Here is a 20,321-nt window from a genome sequence, read left to right on the forward strand (position 1 = left end):
TGGGTAAAATATCACCGGTGCAATACGCAAAGCTTCATTCTATTGGGGCTAGCCCCAATAGAATGAAAAACAATAATTTTAAACAAGTTTTGGAAAATTAAGCAGTTCTAATCTAGGGAAGCTTACACTTGGGTGTCTGGCTTAAGATAATTATCCAAAATAGCATCCATACAAGGGCAAAAAATACAATGATGTATTTTATATAGCTATCAATTATCAAAATTAGGATAGTTGAAAATATTGAAAGCATACCTAGAATTAAACTGAAAAAAACCTTGTTATAAGCGTCAAAGGTTATAATTAACCTTTTACTTTCAGGGCTCTCAATAATTTTACCGTTAGCGACAACGGTAAATAAAGTGTTGGAGTATAATCTTTTTTCAAGACTGAATTCATTTTGATATATCGACCCGCTATATTTTGTTATCGAATGATTTTTGATTGGCTTATAACGAAATGTTGGAGGCTGAACAATTGTTTTTAAATTTCTGATATTTTCAATATGGTCGTCATTTACCTGGAATTGTAAGGTTTCAATGAGGTTTAACTTTCTTAGTATTTGTGAAAAGTTCATTGAAAGTGGGTAATTAGAATTAGGTGTAACATAGTCTTTGAATCTAAAGGCTTTTTATATTTTTTCATTGAATATTCATTCTGAACAAACTCTTTTGATTTAAGAATTGTTTGTTCCACTTTCTTATAATTGTCAACATAATTGTAAGGCATCGGGGATGAAACTTTTAGCTCAAATTTTGATTTACAAGAATTCAACTTTTGTACTAAAAGTGTATTCAATCCTATGGAACTAATAATTTTTTGATCGTAATATACTTTTCCTTCTTCATCAATATTTAAAAAGATAGAACAATCATTTTGATGCCCAATTTTGTCAAATTTCTTTGTTGGATTTTCCAGTAGAAATGATAAAAAAGTATGACAGTAAATTTCATTTAATGATTGTTTTTTATGTAGTTTCTCTAGGACTTGAGCACAACGGTCTTGGCTATGGTTGCGTTGCGGAAAACGTTTGCAAGACTTTTTAGCTAGACTTAAAAATGCTGAAGTTGTCCAAATAAACTGCGAGGATTACTGCAGCAGTGATTCATAGCCGGCGTTACCCCAGTATTTATTTTCATTGTCCGCTTTTTAGTTGGATTTCAGTCATTACAATATTCAAATCAGCAAACAGTTTGGAAAATTCTGATTCTCCGCTTTCCATTTTAGCAATGCTTTCTGTAATTCGTGTTTTACTTTTATTTGACAAAAAGTAAAAATTTGCATTTCCATTTGTTGGCAAATCTGCATTTTCAAAAGTTTTTCCTCTAAAGGAAATCACATGCCCATTGTCTACAAATTCTTTTGCTACTCTTTGAATACTTTCGTGTTGTCCTGCTCCAATAAATGCACCGCCAGAACTCAAATAAATACTTGCGTCTCCAGTTAAGTAAGTAACCACAGTTGCTGTTCCGGCACCCATATCCAAGTCTGTTATAATTCCGTAAACTTTTATAGAGTCTTCTGGAATTTTAAATCCAAGTTGTTCAGCTGTTACATTCAATGCCATTTTTCGCATTTCTAAATAAGTATTCTGTTCAGTAATTTTTTCAGTCTGCTGATATTTCACGATATCCTTTTTTGCCTTATTTCCATATATTACTGCGTAAAATAATCCTATTCCGATTACTAAAATTAAAAGAAGAGTTTGCGTCATATTCAGTTTTATCATATTGTGGGTAACTTAGCTATAACACAACTGGTTGTATTCTAACTGATTTATAAGCATAAATATACTCTTTTACAGACACTAAGCTTTACGGGATTCCTCATCTTCTAGGAATCTTGATTCCTGGACTGTAGATGCTGGCAGACCAACCAACAAAAAATGGTCGCTATCCCCTACAATAGCGACCATTGAGATAGCGGTCTACACCGCCTTTTTTCCACAAGGTGGAAAATTGTAATGTCTTAAGCGACGGGTTTGGTTTGATAAACCCGGCTAAAAATCAAAAACAGCACTCCGCAACTGATCCAGGCGGGGAGGGTTAAAAACGACAGGAACACGTCGTACTCCAGCGAGATAAAATAGAAGACCCCAAAGCTTAATGCCCAGGCGCCAAATACCGCCCAGTTGAATTTGATTCCGGTTTTTTCGGCATAGAAGCTTTGAATTCCGGCTTGTTTGCCAAAGAAGTACTCAAACACAATGATGGCACCTACCGGGGCCAAAATAAAACCGTAGAGGGCTACAAAACCTAAGAGTTTCATCGCAAATGCAGGAAAAAGACCGGCGATGGTTGCAACTGTTCCGGCGATGATGGTTACCCAAAAGGTAGAGAGTTTTGGTATAATGGCCTGAAATGCGAGTCCGGCCCTGTAAATCGTTGGGTTTGCGGTCGTCCAGCCTGCAAGGATCACAGCGATGATGCCAAAGATACCAATGGCGTTGTAGGCCAGGGGACCGGGAGCTACCGAGGGCGCTTCTCCACCGGCTAGCATCGCCTGCGCTTCGGGCGATTTGAGATAGACAGCATAAAGCAAAGCGGCGGCGATCCACGCGATGTAATGGCCTATGTAAATACCCCCGGCGGTCATCCACCCGGCGCTGGCTTTTTTCGCAAAGCGAAATACCGACAGGTCAGACATCCCGATGTGCATGGCCGCATTGGCAAACCAGGACCAGAGCACCACATGCCAAAAGGTGTATTTAATCTGCCCCGGGAAGGCTTCACTGCCTTCGCCCCAGATATTCCAGAAATCGGAAAAGCTGTTTACATCCAGCTGAATCAGCGCTACCACCCCGCAGGCGATAAAAGCCAAAACGATAATGGGCGACATCCAGTTGGCCGCTTTGGCCACGGTATTATAGCCTTTCGCAGCGATGAGCGAAATCACGGCACCCAGGGCCAGTACAATGATTACCCAGGTAAGGCTGTTGGGCGTCGTGTCTGTAAGTTTGGGCATTTCCATATCAAAGGGAATCCCCACTGCGGTGGCCGATACGGTGATCATCGCTCCCGCAAGGAAGCAAAACAGGACTCCGTTTGCCAGGTTGTAAGCGGTCACCAGACGGGTGCCGCATATTTTCTCTAAATGAAAGTAGAGCGTGTATCTGAATTTGGTCCCGATCTCGGCCGTCAGAAACCTCCAGCTGAGTACCGCCATCAGGTTACCCAGTAACAAGCCTACAATCAGGTCAAAAGCGCTCACCCCGGTCGTTAAAAAGAGGGGGCCAATGACAAACTCGGTTCCTGCGGCGTGTTCCCCGGCATACATGCCTAAAAAGGCTTTCCAGCTTTGTAATCTCGACTGGGGTACGCGCTCGCGTTCAAATTCGCCGCCGGCAAGGGCTTCAATGGCTTCTTCTTCCTGATTGTATTGTGACATCGGTTAGGTTATTAAGTGTTTGGGCAGGTCTTCGACCCGCTCACAAACCAGTTGATCCATGACTTGTTTAAATTGGGTTTTGAGCATGCCTATGGTATGATCGCCGCCTTTGTTTCCCAAAGCGCCGCAGCCGTACATAAACGAGCGGCCCATAAAGGTGAATTTGGCTCCGCAGGCCATCGCGCGGGCAATATCAGGCCCTGAGCGCAGGCCGCTGTCCATCATCACCTCGATCTGATCGCCATAGTTAGCAGCGATTTCTTTAAGCGAATTGATGGTAGATTGGGCTGCATCAAGCTGGCGCCCGCCGTGGTTAGAGACGATAATGCCGTCAAAGCCCATACGTATCGCATCCTGCGTATCCTGAAGGGACTGCACGCCTTTAAGCACCAGTTTGCCTTTCCAGCGGTCGCGGATGGGTTTAATTTTTTCTTCGTTGAGTTTGCCCGAAAAAGTGCGGTCCATAAACGCACCCAGTTGTTTCAGGTTTAAACCTTCAGGCGTGTAGGGTTTTAGATTTTCGAAAGTAGGTTGCCCGTATTTAAGCGTATTAAAAGCCCAGGTAGGTTTCCCGAGGATTTGCATGATGTTGCGTACCGACATTTTGGGCGGAAGCGCCAATCCGTTTTTAAAATCCCTTGGGCGAAAGCCAAAAGTAGGCACATCACACAATAGTACCAGAACCGGGCAACCGGCGGCTTCGGCACGGTCAATAATATCGTTGCGCACCGCATCTTCCACGGGGTTGTAGAGCTGAAACCAGGCGTTTCCTTCGGTGAGTTCGCTGGCTTTTTCAATATCCATAGTCGTTACCGTACTCAGGATAAACGGAATGTTGTGCTTGTAGGCTGCTTGGGCCAGAATTGCAGGCGAATTGGGCCACATCAGGCCCTGAAGGCCTACCGGCGCAATCCCGAAAGGCGCGTCAAACTCCATCCCCAGGACTTTGGTTTTGGTAGAGCTTTGACCATAATTGTTTAGGTAACGCGGTTGTAATTGTACATCGCGAATCTCGGAGGTGTTGCGTTTGATGCTTACATCTTCATTACAACCCCCATCGAGGTATTCAAACGCAAAAGCAGGTACCCGGCTTTTGGCTTTGGTTCTTAAATCGTCAACAGAAGGATACGCAGTGTCAAAAGAATTTGCCATAATGTTTAGTTTACGATGAAGGGAATATGCTTCTTCATCGAATAGTTTTTCTTGAGAAATTTTGAATTCAGTTGCGTATCTGAAATGCAAATTGCAGCGCCCAGTGCAGACCCCAGAGACGAGTCTGTGGTGCGCAATTCCATCGTTCTAAAATGATGCGAGAGCAGTTGTATGTAAACCTCGTTGTCGCTAAAGCCCCCGTCTACAAAAAGCTTTTCGATAGGCATCGTGCCTTTTGCACTTTTGATGCTCGCGACCTGAAGCACTACCAGCTCCATCATCAGGTGATGATACGCGTGCTCAAAAGTAGTATATCTTAATGTAGTTTTGTCTGGCATATGGGGATCATCAATGGTTTCCCAGTGAAAAAGGGGCTCAAAATCTTTGTGAATCTCGTAATGAATCTCAGGATCAAAAGCGACCTGTTTGTGATAAGCGGCATCTACGCCATAGTGTTTGGCAAGTTTTTTAACCTGAATGCTGTATTCATTTCCCAGAAACAAACGTGCCGCTTTTACGGGTTTACCGTTGATGCGCATATAATTGATGCAATCGTCTGCCACATCCTGTGCGGTAAGCAGGCTATCGGTAAAGGGGTTGAGCGAAATGCTCCAGGTGCCGGTTGAGATCAGGATAAAGGGTTTGCTCAGGCTGCGCACATAGGGTAGCAGGGCGGCACTGCTGTCGTGAATGCCCACACCAATCTTGATGCGCTTGCCGTTGTAATTCATATTGATGCTGGTTTCGGTAGAAACGATAGGCGGCAGCAGCTGATCAAGTTTTTCGGCATAAACCCAGTCGTGATAGTCTTTTTTTTCAAAGTCCCAAAGGGCGGTATGGCAGCCTATGCTGGTGTATTCGCTAAGCGGAATTCCCGTAAACACATAGCTGAGGTATTGCGGCAGGTGCAGGCTGTAGCGTATTTTGGCGAATACTTCGGGTTTGGTGTGTTTCAGCCAATACAATTGCATCCCGGCATTGAGCATTCCGGCACTTGAGGAGCCTGTTTTCCGGTGGAAATCAGCTTCGGGGCCGTATTTTTCGTAAAACGAATCAATAATTTCCTGCGGAATGCTTTTGGTATAGTTATACATCGGGAAAATCACCTCGTGGTTATCGTCCAGATGTACGAGGCTGGCGCCGTAAGACGAAAAGTTAATCGCCTTGATCTCGTAGTTTTCGGTCTTGAGTATGCGGTCAAAAACGCTTTTGAGCCAGTTCCGCAAAGCGGAAAGATCCTCGGTGGGATGCCCGTCTTCGTCTTCGGTCTCCTCAAACTGGATATACTCGCGGTACACCTCCTGAAAGTCTTCATCAAAGAGGAAAAACTTCTTGTTGGTTTTACCAATATCAAATATGGCCGTTACCGTTTTCTTCATCAGGTGTTGTTGCAGATTAAAGTCCGGTTGCTACGGTTTTGTTGCCGCGTTCGTTGATGAGGTTTTTGCGAACCTCGAGTGCGCGATAGGCTTCAATAGGATTAAGCGCACCCCCATGGCGCAAGCGGGCCTCGCGAATGAGCGGGCGTACATCGGTACGGTAGGCGTTCTGCAGAAGTTCTTGGCACGCGGTCACATCATTAGCTTCCTGAGCAGCGCGCAGGGCGTTTTGGTCGATGAGTAAAGCTTTCGCATAGGCTTCCTGTATGGCCTCCAGCGACTGAATCAAATCTTCCAGCGGATCTTTCACGTTGTGACTCGCATCGATCATCCAGCCCAGTTCGGGGTTTTGCGGATTGTTCTGCATACCGTAAACGAGTTCGTTAAAAATGAGGAACAATGCATAGGGCTTGATACTGCCCACAGTAAGGTCGTCGTCACCGTACTTGCTGTCGTTAAAATGAAAACCGCCCAGTTTGCCCTTCAGCATCAGGATTGAAACGATTTGCTCAATATTGGTGTTGGGCAGGTGATGCCCCAGATCTACCAGGGTATACGCGCGTTCGCCACAGCCGTTTGCCAGCATCAGCGAAGTACCCCAATCCTGAATGACCGTGCTGTAAAAATTGGGTTCGTAAGGTTTGTACTCTATATACAGTTTCCAGTCGGCAGGCATATCCTCGTAGATTGAAATCAAACTGTTTTGAGTATGGGTAAGCGCAATCTGGAAGTTGTTTTGCCCCGGAAAGGACGAACCGTCTGCCAGCCAGACCGTCAGGGCTTTAGAGCCCAGTTTGTTGCCTATTTCGACCACTTCTTTATTGTGAGCGATGGCCTGCTCGCGTACCGCGGCGCTGGTATTGCTCAACGAACCGTATTTATACGATTCTTTCTGGTTTTTCTGATCCTGAAAGGTGTTGCTGTTTACGGCATCAAACTTAATGTTGTGCAATGCAGCCAGCTCTTTAATGGCGTTGTAGTCGTTAGGCACATCCCACGGAATGTGCAGGGATACCGCGCCTGCGGTTTGCGTAAGGCTGTGAATAAGACCGATGTCTTCTATTTTTTGCTCTAAAGAGGCAGGTTCGCCGCTAAACGAAAACCTTCCAAATCGCGTACCTCCGGCACCTAAGGCCCAGCTGGGGATAGCCACCTGAAATTCGGCAAGTTTAGCTAACAGCGCATAGACGTCTGTACCTGAATTCGATAACGATTGAGCTAAAAAATCAAAATGCGTTTGGTGATTTTTGAGATTGGTTTTATTGAGATCTGCGAGTTGCTGTTTGTTGATATTCATGAGGAGAAAGTCATTAATTGAACCGCCGTTGGCCCCAAAAAGAGCTTCCGGCGGTTTAAACTAGTACATTGAATGTTAACGCACAAATGCGTTTGCCATACCACCGTCTACATTTATGGTATTTCCGGTGCTTTTAAGCAGGATACCCACGCAGGCAAAAACGCCGTCTGCGATATCGTCCGGAAGGATGATTTCGTTAAGGAGGTTGCGTTTGGCATAGTGAGCAGGCAGGTCTTTGACTTCAATGCCATAGGCTTTGGCACGACCTTCGGCCCAGGCGCCTTCCCAGATTTTACTGCCTACGATAACCCCATCGGGATTAACGGTGTTTACGCGTATTTTTTCTTCACCCAGTTCGGCGGCTAATAGACGCGTCATGTGTTGCTGCGCAGCTTTGGCAGTGCCATAACCCACGTTGTTAGGTCCTGAAACCAATCCGTTTTTACTGGCAATATTCACAATATCACCGCCCAGGCCTTGCTTGCGCATTACGGCAACCCCTTCCTGAGCCATTAAAAACTGACCTTTTACGAGTACGTTTTGAAGCAAATCCCAGTCTTTTTGGGTGGTTTCCTCTAAAGGTTTAGAGATTGCGAGTCCGGCTGAATGAATGACGATATCTACCCCGCCAAACTCCAGACAGGCTTTTTTATAGGCTTCTTTAATGGCTTCCTCGCTGGTTACATCGCACACCGCACCGGTAACCTGATCTTTTTTGTACGTAGCGACGGCTTCGTCTAAAGCTTCCTCGCTCATATCGGTAAGTACCACGTTAGCCCCTTCGGCAACCAGCTTATCGGCGATGGCTTTACCAATACCTCCGGCAGCACCGGTAACGATGGCTACTTTTCGCGAAAGCGGTTGCTCCTTCGGCATACGCTGTAGTTTCGCTTCTTCAAGCAACCAATATTCAATATCAAAAGCTTCCTGACGCGGTAAGGAGGTATAGCTGGTAATGGCTTCGGCACCGCGCATCACGTTGATCGCGTTGATGTAGAATTCGCTGGCTACCCGGGTCGTTTGTTTATTTTTCGCGAAGCTAAACATACCCACACCCGGATAAATGATGATTACGGGATTGGGATCGCGCATCGCGGGGCTGTTGTCATGTTTACAGCTTTCGTAGTAGGCTTTGTATTCTTCGCGGTATTTTTCAAAGGCAGGATTGAGCTGGTCTAAAACCGCCTGAGTGTCATCGAGATCAGCGTCTTTATCAAGCTCTAATACCAAAGGTTGAATTTTGGTACGCAAGAAGTGATCGGGGCAGGAGGTACCCATAGGTGCCAGACGCTGCAGATCGTTGCTGTTTATAAACTGAAGTACGGTATCACTATCTGTAAAATGGCCTATCATTCGGCTTTCTGAAGAAGCGAGGCCGCGCAGGAGTGGCATCAGTTTGGCAGCCTGATCCCTGCGTTTTTCCGCCGGGAGGCTTTCAATTTTTTGTCCGCCAAAAACGCTTCCGTTTTCTTTTACCTTTTTCTCGATATAGGCTGAAGCCGTCTCGATTACTTCAAGGCTGTTGATGTAGCATTCATAGGAGGTGTCGCCCCAGGTAAAAAGACCATGGCTTCCCAAAACGATACCGCGTATACCCGGATTTTCGTTCAGGCATTTTTCAAGCTGAAGACCCAGGTCAAAACCGGGACGTTGCCAGGGCACCCAGCCCATGGTCTCTCCCCAGATTTCTTTGGTAACGCGCTCGCTGTCTTCTGCGGCAGCAATTGCGATCAGCGCATCGGGATGCAGGTGATCTATATGTTTAAAGGGTAAAAGGCCGTGGAGTGGCGTATCTATAGACGGGGCTTTAGAATCCAGATCGTAGATGCAGTGGTTGAAAAGGCCCACCATACGGTCTTCATCTTCCAGACCGCCGTAAACGTTCTTTAAATTTCTAAGGCGTTCGGTGTACAACCCGGCAATTCCTGCGCGGGTGAGTGTGCCAATGTCCCCGCCGGAGCCTTTAACCCACATAACTTCCACATCTTCGTTGGTGAGCGGGTCTTTTTCTATGGTTTTACAACTGGTATTGCCACCACCGTAATTGGTAATGCGTAAATCTGCCCCTAAAATATTAGAGCGGTATAAAAAGAGCGCAACCTGGTCATCTCCCAATTCTGCGGCTTTTTGCTCATTCCAAAGGTAGTTTACGTGAGTAAAGGTTTTTTCCATTTTCTTAGTATAGATTAAAGCGTCGGATTTCAAAACTAGGTGCTTCACTGATTTTAGGCATCCTGTGCTGTACTGTATGAATAATCTTTAGAGAAGCCTATCTTTTATATACATTTACCGAAGTTAAAAAATTCCCAATATGGCTCAGGGCTTTACGATAGACATAAACGAAGATTCGAGAATACCCAAGTATAAGCAGATTGTAGACTCTATGATTAATGACATCGCCAACGGAAGGTTGAAGGTGGGAGAGAAGATTCCGTCTATCAACGAACTGAGCGAAGCCGCATACCTAAGTCGGGATACAGTTGAAAAAGCGTATAAAATCCTCAAGGAGCGCAAGGTGATCATTTCGGTAAAAGGGAAGGGGTATTACACCGCCAAGACCGATCTGATTTCTAAAATCAATGTATTCTTTCTCATAAACAAACCCAGTTCGTACAAGATGATGATCTACAATCATTTTGTGAATGCGATGGGGGTTAATGCGCATGTAAACCTGTTTATTTATCATTGCGAAGAATCGCTTTTTATCAATGCGATCGAGAAAAATATAGGTGCTTACAACTACTATGTGATTATGCCGCATTTTAAAGATGGCGATCTCAATCACCTGAGCTTTACGCCGCAGGTTTTGAAAGCAATCGAACTGATTCCCAAAGATCAGCTGCTTATGGTAGACAATACCAAGCCTGAAATCAAAGGAAATTACGGAGCCATTTATCAGGATTTTAAAGAGGATATCTATCAGGCCCTGGAAGAAGGCATTGAGAAGCTTAAGAAATACGACCGCCTGATTCTGGTTTATCCTTCAAAGAGCATTCACCCGTATCCCAGACGCATTGTTCACGGCTTTAAGTTTTTCTGCCAGAAGTACAATTTTGATTTTGAGGTGCTTGATGAGATCTATGAGGATATGGAATTTGAACGTAAAGACGTCTACATCACCATCGAAGAGATGGATCTGGTAAACCTGATGCGTCAAATCCGCGCGCGTAATCTGACTTTGGGTACCGATATTGGGGTGATTTCCTATAACGAAACTCCCTTAAAAGAGTTGCTGGGCATCACGGTCATCAGTACCGATTTTAAGGCCATGGGTGAGACCGCCGCTTATATGATTCTGAAGAACAAAAAAGAACGGGTTAAAAACGTGTTTAGGTATATCGAGCGCAACTCGGTTTAAAAAAATCAGAACAGTACAGGATGGTATAACGGGCACAGCTTTGTATTTTCCGTTTTCTAATATCATTTTGAATTTATGAAAACATTCATTTTCGGGTTTCTTTTCAGTTTTTCTGTGCTTAATGCGCAGGATGCAATGGATTACCATTTTGTTTTTGGTACCGAAACAGACGCAGAAAAAGCTACCGGGATTTCTACTGCACTTCCCTATCAGCCGGATACGGGCTATGGTTTTGACTTTGGAACAGCCTATCGCGTAACTCAGCATAGTGCAGGTTTTTCGGCAACTGCACCGGTTTATTTTTCGGTTGATGTACCTGAGGGGATTTACACGGTGAGTCTTGTTCTTTCCGGAAAGGATACCGAAATGACGCTCAAGGCCGAATCAAAGCGGCTCTTTGCTGCCCGGGAACCGATTAACACGGATGATTCAATTACTAAAACTTTTACCGTTGCCGTTTTCTATCCCGAAATTTCTGAAAGCTATAAAGTTGGACTTAAAGATCGGGAGCAGGGCACGCTAGACTGGGATCATAAGCTTACACTAGAATTCCTGGGAGACATTGTTATCCACGAGATCCATATTGAGCCTTCACGCAAAACCCGCACCTTATTTTTAGCCGGTGATTCTACGGTAACCAATCAGGATGTGGAGCCATGGGCTTCCTGGGGACAGTTTATTACGGCTTATTTGACCGATGAGATCGCCGTGTCCAACCAGGCTTCGTCAGGAGCTTCGCTGGCCTCTTTTAACGGAAGCCGTTTCGATAAAATTTTAAGTCAGCTTAAACCCGATGATTTTGTCATCATCGAGTTTGGGCATAATGACGAAAAGATCAAAGGCGAAGGCAACGGCGCCTGGGGATTGTATACCAATTTATTGACCGATTTTATAAGCCGCATTCGCGAAAAGCAGGGCATTCCCATCCTGATTACGCCCACCCAGCGCAGGGCTTTTGAAGGTGCCAAACTGAAAGAAACCCACGGCGATTTTCCCGATGCGATGCGGAAGGTGGCGCAACGGGAAGAGGTTGCGCTCATCGATTTAACCCGTATGAGTACTGCGATGTACGAGGCCTGGGGACCCGAAGCATCCCGGAAGGCTTTTGTACAGTATCCCGCCAATTATTTTCCCGCGCAGCGCGAAGCTTTGGAAGACAATACGCATTTCAGCAATTTTGGGGCTAACGAACTCGCTCTGGCGGTAATTCACGCCCTTCGCCAAACCGATCATCCCTTAAAAAACTACATTCGAAGCGACGCACCGGCATATAACCCCGGTCAACCTAATGAAGCGGGCTCATACCACATTCCGCTGAGCAGTCGTTTTGAACTGCAAAAACCCGATGGTAATTAAACAACGCATTATGCACAAGTTTCTTCACGTTCTCATTCTCGCCGGCCTAAGCTTTACGTGTGCCAGGGCTCAGGAAACCCATAAAATCTGGCTGTCAGGAACCGACTTTGAACATCCCAAAACCTGGGATTTTAAAGTTTCAGCAGGAGCCAACAGCGGGAGCTGGAGCACGATCGAAGTCCCTTCTCAATGGGAATTGCAGGGTTTCGGTGAGTATACCTATGGTCGCTGGTATAAAGAACTGGAACAGGACGAGCCCAGCAAAGAAGAAGGTCTTTATAAGCTAAAGTTTGAAGTTCCCGCTTCTGCGAAAGGCAAAAGGATATCCATTCACTTTGGCGGCGTAATGACCGATACCGAAGTGAAAGTCAATGGTAAGGTCGTGGGGCCGAAGCATCATGGTGGGTTTTACGAGTTTGACTACGACATAAGCCCTTTTGTAAAGCCGGGAGCTGAAAATCTGCTGGAGGTTCACGTGTGGAAGCATTCTGAAAATGGAAGTGTAAATAACGCAGAGCGGAAGGCAGACTGGTGGCTTTTTGGCGGGATTTACCGTTCCGTCTGGCTTGAGATCAAGCCTAAAACCCATATCGCTCACGTCGCCGTAGATCCCCAAATGAATGGGAGCCTAAAGGCCGTTTTAAAATTATCAAATCCTTCTAAGAACCTTCTTGTAAGTGCTACAATCACTCCGCTTACGGGAGAGGCTGAAACCTTTGAAGCTCAAAGCCGGAAGCTGAGCGGGAAACCGGAAGAAACACTCGAGTTTAACTGGGAAGGCGTTAAAACCTGGGATCCCGAAAACCCCAATCTGTATGTCCTGACCCTGCAGCTGCAGGAAAACGGGAAAACCATTCACGAAGTAACCCAACGCATCGGTTTTCGCACGCTTGAGTTTAGAAAACGCGACGGCATTTACGTGAACGGCACCAGGATCAAAATGAAAGGCATCAACCGCCACAGCTTTTGGCCGGAAAGCGGTCGCAGTACCAGCAAGCGCATCAGCATTATGGATGTAAACCTGATTAAGGACATGAATATGAATGCCGTGCGTTTTCACTATCCGCCGGACGATCATTTCTTGGAAGTGGCCGATTCGCTAGGGCTTTTTGTGCTTGACGAACTCGCAGGCTGGCAGAATCCGTATGAAACCGAAACCGGAAAAAAACTGATCAGGGAAATGGTGGAGCGCGATGTGAATCATCCTTCAATCATCATTTGGGATCAGGGCAACGAAGGCGGCTGGAACTACGAACTGGATGGGGAATTCAATAAACACGATCCGCAAAACCGCATTGTGATTCATCCCTGGGCTGATTTTGACGGTTGGGATACGCATCATTATCCCACGTATCTTACGGGTGTACACCGTTTTGGTAACGGGGAGAACGTATTTTTTCCTACCGAATTTATGCACGGGACTTACGATAACGGCATTGGTGCAGGTCTCAAGGATTTTTGGGAACATTACAGCGAGAGTCCGCTGTTTGCAGGCGGTTTTATGTGGGTATTTAGCGATGAAGCCGTTTTGCGTACCGACTGGACCGGAGATGAAAAATTTGATTCTAAAGGCAATCTGGCGGCAGATGGCGTTTTGGGGCCGCACCGGGAAAAGGAAGGCAGTTTTTTTGCGGTAAAGGAAATCTGGTCACCGGTGCAGTTTAAGCCCAAAGCGATCACCGAAACCTTTGACGGCAGCTTTTTGGTCACAAACGATTATTTATTTAGCAATCTGAATACGGTCACGATGAACTATCGGGTAATTCAGGCCGATCCCAAAGCTTTATATCAACCGGGAACAAAAACCCGGGTGGTTGATTCGGGAAGCATTGAAGTTCCTGATGCAGAACCCGGGGAAACCCGAAAATTACAGATACCGGTATCACCCGACTTTTTCTACGGCGACTGGCTGGAGATTACGGCTACAGACAGCCATGGGCGCGAACTCTACACCTGGACCTGGCCAATACATAAAGCTGATTATTTTGCCGAAAAGCTTATGTATAAAGGGGAAGGCAACAAGGCTGCAACCGGCATTCGCGAGGGTAATATTGTCACATTAAGTGCAGGTGAACTAAGCCTGAAGCTGGATGCTCAAACCGGTTACATCACCGAAATTAAAGATGGAGATCGTTTGGTTCCTTTTGTGAATGGGCCACAGCCCATAGGGATGAAAGCCGAAGTTGAAAAACTAGTTCTGAGTCAGGAGGGTCAACATGCCGTTTGCCGGATAGATTATAACGGCGGCATCGATCACATTACCTGGACGATGTATCCCGATGGCCGGGTGCATATGGAGCTGATTGCCCTTAAAAATGCGGGTAGAAACAGCGGTTTTGATGGTGCTTTTTATGAGGGTGATATCGATCAGTTTGGGATCAGCTTTGACTTTCCGGAAGAAGGAGTTGAGGGCATTACGCTTTTTGGCCGCGGACCCTATCATACCTGGCGCAACCGTTTGCAGGGTATCGAAACCGGAATCTGGGAAAAGGAATACAACACCACGATCACCGGAGAAAGTTTTGAAAACCTGATTTATCCTGAGTTTAAAGGCTATTATGCCAATTTTTTGGCGGGGAATTTACAGGCCGGTGACAACAGTTTTAAAGTATTTAGCGAAAGCGATAAATTGTTTTTACGCTTATTTACGCCTGATGAAGCCAAAAACGGATTTAAAGGCAGTCATTTTCAGCCACGATTTCCAAAAGGAAACCTTTCGTTTATGTATGAGATTTCGGGAATGCGGGCTTTTAAACCTTTGGAACAACAAGGCCCCAGCAGTCAGCCTTCTAACATTCGCATCAAAAGCGGCGATGACGGCATCTCGATGAAGCTGTGGTTTGATTTTAGGAAGTAGATGTTAGACCAAAGATTTTAGATGAAAGACAATAGAGAAAAGAATATAGAAATACGAAATACGAAACACGTTTTTAAATAAGCCTACACTAACGGTAGCAGGAGAACTCAATGGTAATAGGAAATTAGAATGCAGGATTCAGAATTCAGAATTCAGAATGATGAATGCTGAGTAAAGCGTGGGATGTCTATTAACGATTAAACGATTCAGCAATTCGACCATTTATTTTTCTTTAGCGAACACCGAACACCGAACACCGAACACCGAACACCGAACAAATGATTACAAAACACAGAAGAATGAAAGCCTTAAAGAAGATAAGTTACCTCATGTTTTTAGCTTTGATCCTGGTTAACTGTATGGGGCTGAATGCCCAAAAACCTGTGGCGTACTGCGTAGGAGACTCTACCGTAAAAAACGGAAGCGGAAAAGGGGATGGCGGTCTTTGGGGCTGGGGTGATTTTATTGGTCAGTTTTTAGATACGACTCAGGTGCGGGTTGAGAATCACGCCCTGGGCGGAACGAGTAGTCGTACCTTTCAGACCAAGGGACTTTGGCAGCCGGTTTTAGACCGTCTGCAAAAAGGCGATTATGTGTTGATTCAGTTTGGACATAATGATAGCGGGGCTTTAAATGACGATTCACGTGCCCGCGGAACGATTGAGGGAGTAGGTGAAGAAACCGAGGAGATTGATAATATGCTTACCGGCCAGCATGAGGTGGTGCACAGCTACGGCTGGTACCTGCGTAAAATTGTAAAGGAAGCTAAATCTAAAGGCGCTATCCCGATTGTTATGGCACCCATACCGCGTAACGATTGGAAGAAGGGTAAAGTGCCCCGCAATACGGACTCGTATGGAGGCTGGGCGAAACAGGTTGCAGCGGAAGAAGGTGTGACCTTTATTAACCTCAATGATAAGATGGCTGTAGTGATGGAGTCAAAAGGGGAAGACGCCGTTACCGGAAACCTGTTTTACAAACGCGATCATACACATACTTCAGCAAAAGGAGCAGCCCTTGCTGCTTCCCTGATTGCAGAAGGTTTACGCGAGAGCGACAATACCTTAAAAAACTATTTGCTTAAAAACCCTGTGGTTAAACTTCCCGCAAAGCGGAATTTATATCTGATTGGGGATTCTACGGTGGCTAATAACGGTCAGCCTACCAAATCGGGTTGGGGGATGTTTCTGGAGCAGCATCTCGATACTACCCGTATCAATCTGCACAACAAAGCCCGTGGTGGCCGAAGCAGCAGAACGTTTAGATACGAGGGGCTCTGGGATGCTGTCAAAACGCAATTAAAACCCGGGGATTTTGTGTTGATGCAGTTTGGTCATAACGATGGCGGACACGTAGATCAGCCCAAGTACCGTGGGTCGTTAAAGGGAATGGGAGATGATACTCAGGAAGTTAACCGCGATAGCACGGGTACCGAGACCGTACATACGTATGGCTGGTATATGAAACAATACATTAAGGAAACGCAGGAAGCAGGAGCTACACCTGTTGTCCTGAGTATGATCCCCCGTAATCAGTGGGATGACGGGCAGGTTATTAGGGCCTCTGAAAGCTACGGTACCTGGGCCAAAGAAGCTGTCGAGCAGGCGGGAGGCTATTTCCTCGATTTAAATGAGGCGGTAGCTCAAAAATACGAACAGTTAGGTTCTGAAAAGGTGGCATCTTTCTTTCCGGATGATCATACCCATACTAATACAGCGGGCGCAAAACTGAACGCGCTAACAGTTGCCGAACTTATAGAAGGTTTGCGCCAAAGTGATTTGCGTGATTATATCTTTATAGAAACCGAATGATGCAAATTCCATTGATCTGTAGCTAGTAGCTGATAAGTTCGCCCCGGGATACAATGATCTGCCCTGCACATTTTTTACTTCTGTTCGGTGTTAATGGAAAAACTTTGCTTTTTGTTAATTATTTTCAATCATCTTTATTTTTGTTAATTTTATTAGTAGTCTCTTTCTTTCTTATTTCTGTAGGAATTTTACCCTGATTTTGTCCTTAAAATTTCCTTAAAACCGTAATCAGCTTATTTAAACGAAGAAAATTTGAACTAGTCGAATAGTGCTCTTAAGTTCTGTTTTCGAGGCTACTAACTCTTATTTTTACCTACCCCTGAGTCTTAGTTTTTATAAGTTGAATGATGAGACAACTAGTATTCGTAATGGGGATTTTATGCGCTTTTTCACTACAGGCGCAGGTAGGCATAGGTACTACTAACCCACAGGCCACACTTCACATAGTAGGAGATTTTAAATTTATTCCCAGCACTGCTGTAAAGGCAACCCGATTGGTGGGTTTGAACAATACGGGCTTTGCCAGAGAGTTTCCTTTGGGGGATGATTTCGTCATTATTGATGGAATCATTCAGGTCGATGAGTCTGATGGTAATATTTTCTATATCGGAGATGTAAATCAATCCGCTACTGCTACCACGACGCAATATGATAATTACAATTTAGGATTAGCTACTGTAAATGAGCAGAATACCGTTATTCGATTGAGCGGTTCAAGCGTTAATTATGACATTTCCGGTTTTGCAAACGGATTTGATGGTCGTGTACTCTATGTACTCAACGCCCAAAATAATAACGTTACTTTTTTCCCGGAAGACGCAGGTAGTTTACCTGAAAACCGCATCCAAACTTTAGATGGTAACAATACAGAACTGCAAGGTCGGGGTATTGCAGAGTTTATTTACAGCGGTGTACTACAGAGATGGGTTATGATTAATGTTCGCGGGTAAATAAACCCTAATGCTATGCATTTATGAAACAAAATTATTTTTTTCTTCTTTCCTTTTTATTCACCGGCCTTGGCTTTGCGCAGGTGGGTATTGGTACTACTCAACCTGAAGAAATGCTTCACGTGGTAGGTGATTTAAAAATTGAAGGTACTTCACTTGATGATGCAGTCAAATTGGTGGGAGCAGATGATAACGGTACGCTCACCTCACTTCCCTTTTCCAGGCAAATACGCATTGTAAATAATAAAATCGAACTGGTAAGCAGTTCAGAATATCGTATAGGAGCGAAAAATCTTGCGGCTTCATTGCCCGCAGGTTCCGGGAATCCCAGAATAGATAACCTTAGCCTTGATCTTGGGCCGGGACAAGCTAATGAGGGTAAAACGGTAATACTAATAACAGGTTATGATAGAAATATCACCATTACCGGTTTTACAGGAGGCGAGGACGGAATGCACATTTTCTTTTATACAGGTCTAAAACACAATGTCACCTTTGATAACCTACGGCATTCTCAAGACGTAAATCAAATAAATGCACTAGCTAATCCCAGCGTTTCTTTAACGGGTGGGGGCGTGGCTGAGTTTATTTATGACGGAGTTACTAAGAAGTGGATTTTACTTTCTTTACAAAATTAAAAAGATGATGATCAGCTATTTAAGGATAGGCTTCCAGGTTTTTTTACTAAACACGTGTTTTCTTTTAAATGCGCAGGTAGGCATAAATACACAGAATCCTCAAGCAACTCTTGACGTTAATGGTACGGCACGGGTAACTGTTTTACCGGTGGAGAGTACTTCAAATATTACCGTTACCGGACTAACAGGAGGTGAGCAACTCAATCTTACCGAGCTGGGGGCAAATATAATTTTTGTGAATAATGAAGCGGTAATACGGCCTGTGTCCCGTACAACGGGCCAGATTGATTTGGGTATAATTACCCCGGATGCCACCAACGGTAATACTCGAAGCATTCACGTTCTTGATCCTCAACTGGGGGAAGGAGAAGCAAATGATCTGGCAACTTTTGTCACCTGTGTTAATTATGCCGGTGCCAATTATGAAATTGGAGGCATTAAGGGAGGAACGGAGGGGCGCAGGTTAACACTGTTCTTTTCAGATTCGAGTAAAAATGTGAGTTTGATGCTTGAATCCACAACAGTGCCAGACGCTTCACAGCGCATCACTTTCCCGGTAAGTAAACCTTTTTTTGGCATAAGCGGTACAGGATCTATTGAATTGGTTTATGATGCTGATGCCGGAGCTGATGGGGCCGGGCGCTGGCTCGTACTAAAAGTTCAAGGCTAGGCACCTTGGCTAAACCAATGTTCGAAAATGGAGTTTTCATGCTCCTGAGATTCGGTTAGTGCGATGCGCTCCAGATTTTTTGAAGTAGTCACATAACGCTGAACGATTCGGTCTGCATAAGCAGAACTCTTTTGACGAATCAGAAAGTTTTGATAATCATCAAGGCCATTGATTTCTTCCTGAGCGCTGATAAAACCATATCCGGCAAAACGCCCCTGTTCCAGATAAATAAACGATTTCTCTCCGGCTTCACGGCCTTTTTCAAGCAAAAGACAAGAGTCTTCGTATTGTGCAATAAAATCAAGCGCCTTACTTACACGCCGGTTGTATTCTTTGGCCGAAAGGCTTCCGTCGCAGGCTCCGCTACACTGATGAATTTTATAATGAGAGCAGACTTCAACCCCGGTTTGCAGCGCGCAAAACTTCGGGCAAAGCTCAAATTTTTCACACAGCATTTCCAGAAATTCAATGGCTTCTTCACGCGTGTAAAACTGCATCCAGCTCACCGGAGCAATCTTATTTTTATGAAGGGCAAATTGTTCAATCCCTTTTTTATTGTGATAGGAGGTAAGCTTGTAAGGTTTCGTTGGGTTCTTCTGAGCCTTGTTGTATTTGGGATAGTGCTTCAGAATCAATTCTGCCTCGCGCAGCAGGGCCAATACCTCGCTGCCGGTGAGTTCGTAATCAATACTGTAGGTATCTTGCAACAGCGCATATTTTCGGTTGCTTTTTTCCCGAAAGTGCGAAAGCACCCGCTTCTGAATATTGATGGCTTTACCTATGTACAACGGACTCCCTTTTTTATCTCTAAAAAAATAAACACCGGCTTTTTGAGGTAAATCTTCAAAATCGGAAGCTTTACAATTGGGCGGAACGTAAGACTCTTTTGATTTTCGGTTTAAAAAACCACCGATGACTTCATAATCTTCATCTAATGCGAGGCAGCGCTGAAAGAGGATGACCATAGCTTCGGTATCACCCTGAGCGCGGTGCCTGTCGCGATGCGGAATGTTGATCGACGTACATAAATTTCCCAAACTGTAGGAGAATAATCCCGGAATGAGCTTTTTGGCCAAACGCACGGTACAGAGGCGCTTGCGGTTGAAATCGATTCCTGCTTCGGCAAACTCGGCACGTACTACATTGTAGTCAAAGCCCACATTATGGGCAACAAAAATACAGTCTTTGGTCAGGGAATTGATCTGAGGTGCGATTTCATCAAAGTAAGGGGCATCGGCAACCATCGCATCATTAATGCCGGTGAGTTTTTCGATGTACAGGGGTATTTCACGACCGGGATTGACCAGCGATACAAAGCGGTCAATTTCCTGCCCGTGCTGTAAAACAATGACGCAAATCTCAGTGATCTTGTTTCCTCTGATCCCGCCTCCCGTGGTTTCCACGTCTATGATCGCAAACTTGGCCTCCTTCATACGGGCAAAGTACCGAATTTTCATGGTCTTTTAAAA

At 45.1% G+C, this 20,321-nt stretch carries 14 protein-coding genes; 7 read left to right on the forward strand and 7 right to left on the reverse strand.

Annotated elements, in window-relative coordinates; genetic code table 11:
• Positions 1-1,132 precede the first annotated feature (1,132 nt).
• The 6 genes from LLW17_RS17790 to LLW17_RS17815 form a co-directional block, all read right to left on the reverse strand.
• Positions 1,133-1,711 carry a hypothetical protein gene (locus LLW17_RS17790; RefSeq protein ID WP_228231642.1) on the reverse strand — a complete coding sequence of 193 codons (579 nt, stop codon included), beginning with the start codon at positions 1,709-1,711 and terminating at the stop codon, positions 1,133-1,135.
• Positions 1,712-1,965: 254 nt separating this feature from the next.
• A complete protein-coding gene (locus tag LLW17_RS17795) occupies positions 1,966-3,384 on the reverse strand; it encodes a purine-cytosine permease family protein (RefSeq protein ID WP_228231643.1) in 1,419 nt (472 codons plus the stop codon).
• Between the two features lie 3 nt (positions 3,385-3,387).
• Positions 3,388-4,536 (reverse strand): alpha-hydroxy acid oxidase, encoded by a 1,149-nt coding sequence (locus LLW17_RS17800; protein WP_228231644.1) that lies wholly within the window; start codon positions 4,534-4,536, stop codon positions 3,388-3,390.
• A gap of 5 nt (positions 4,537-4,541) precedes the next feature.
• Positions 4,542-5,915 (reverse strand): FGGY-family carbohydrate kinase, encoded by a 1,374-nt coding sequence (locus LLW17_RS17805; RefSeq protein WP_228231645.1) that lies wholly within the window; start codon positions 5,913-5,915, stop codon positions 4,542-4,544.
• Between the two features lie 16 nt (positions 5,916-5,931).
• Complete coding sequence (locus LLW17_RS17810; RefSeq protein ID WP_228231646.1) at positions 5,932-7,212, reverse strand: sugar isomerase; 1,281 nt, start codon at positions 7,210-7,212, stop codon at positions 5,932-5,934.
• A 75-nt stretch (positions 7,213-7,287) separates the two neighbouring features.
• Entirely contained in the window at positions 7,288-9,384 is a 2,097-nt protein-coding gene (locus LLW17_RS17815) for a bifunctional aldolase/short-chain dehydrogenase (RefSeq protein WP_228231647.1), read from the reverse strand.
• Between the two features lie 139 nt (positions 9,385-9,523).
• Between LLW17_RS17815 and LLW17_RS17820 the strand changes: the two genes are divergently transcribed.
• The 7 genes from LLW17_RS17820 to LLW17_RS17850 all read left to right on the forward strand — a co-directional run bounded on the left by LLW17_RS17820 (position 9,524) and on the right by LLW17_RS17850 (position 18,852).
• Positions 9,524-10,570 (forward strand): GntR family transcriptional regulator, encoded by a 1,047-nt coding sequence (locus LLW17_RS17820; protein WP_228231648.1) that lies wholly within the window; start codon positions 9,524-9,526, stop codon positions 10,568-10,570.
• Between the two features lie 75 nt (positions 10,571-10,645).
• Complete coding sequence (locus LLW17_RS17825) at positions 10,646-11,926, forward strand: rhamnogalacturonan acetylesterase (RefSeq protein WP_228231649.1); 1,281 nt, start codon at positions 10,646-10,648, stop codon at positions 11,924-11,926.
• 10 nt (positions 11,927-11,936) lie between these two features.
• On the forward strand, positions 11,937-14,783 hold the full coding sequence (locus LLW17_RS17830; protein WP_228231650.1) for a glycoside hydrolase family 2 TIM barrel-domain containing protein: 2,847 nt from the start codon (positions 11,937-11,939) through the stop codon (positions 14,781-14,783).
• A 299-nt stretch (positions 14,784-15,082) separates the two neighbouring features.
• Positions 15,083-16,594, forward strand: coding sequence for a rhamnogalacturonan acetylesterase (locus tag LLW17_RS17835; protein WP_228231651.1), 1,512 nt, complete (start codon positions 15,083-15,085; stop codon positions 16,592-16,594).
• A 344-nt stretch (positions 16,595-16,938) separates the two neighbouring features.
• Complete coding sequence (locus tag LLW17_RS17840; protein WP_228231652.1) at positions 16,939-17,544, forward strand: hypothetical protein; 606 nt, start codon at positions 16,939-16,941, stop codon at positions 17,542-17,544.
• Positions 17,545-17,567: 23 nt separating this feature from the next.
• A complete protein-coding gene (locus tag LLW17_RS17845; RefSeq protein WP_228231653.1) occupies positions 17,568-18,182 on the forward strand; it encodes a hypothetical protein in 615 nt (204 codons plus the stop codon).
• Between the two features lie 4 nt (positions 18,183-18,186).
• Positions 18,187-18,852 carry a hypothetical protein gene (locus tag LLW17_RS17850; RefSeq protein WP_228231654.1) on the forward strand — a complete coding sequence of 222 codons (666 nt, stop codon included), beginning with the start codon at positions 18,187-18,189 and terminating at the stop codon, positions 18,850-18,852.
• Here LLW17_RS17850 and LLW17_RS17855 read toward each other — a convergent pair.
• Positions 18,849-20,309 carry an exonuclease domain-containing protein gene (locus tag LLW17_RS17855; protein WP_228231655.1) on the reverse strand — a complete coding sequence of 487 codons (1,461 nt, stop codon included), beginning with the start codon at positions 20,307-20,309 and terminating at the stop codon, positions 18,849-18,851. The genes LLW17_RS17850 and LLW17_RS17855 overlap by 4 nt on opposite strands.
• Positions 20,310-20,321 lie beyond the last annotated feature (12 nt).

This window comes from Leeuwenhoekiella parthenopeia (assembly GCF_020782115.1).
Classification (GTDB): Bacteria; Bacteroidota; Bacteroidia; order Flavobacteriales; family Flavobacteriaceae; genus Leeuwenhoekiella; species Leeuwenhoekiella parthenopeia.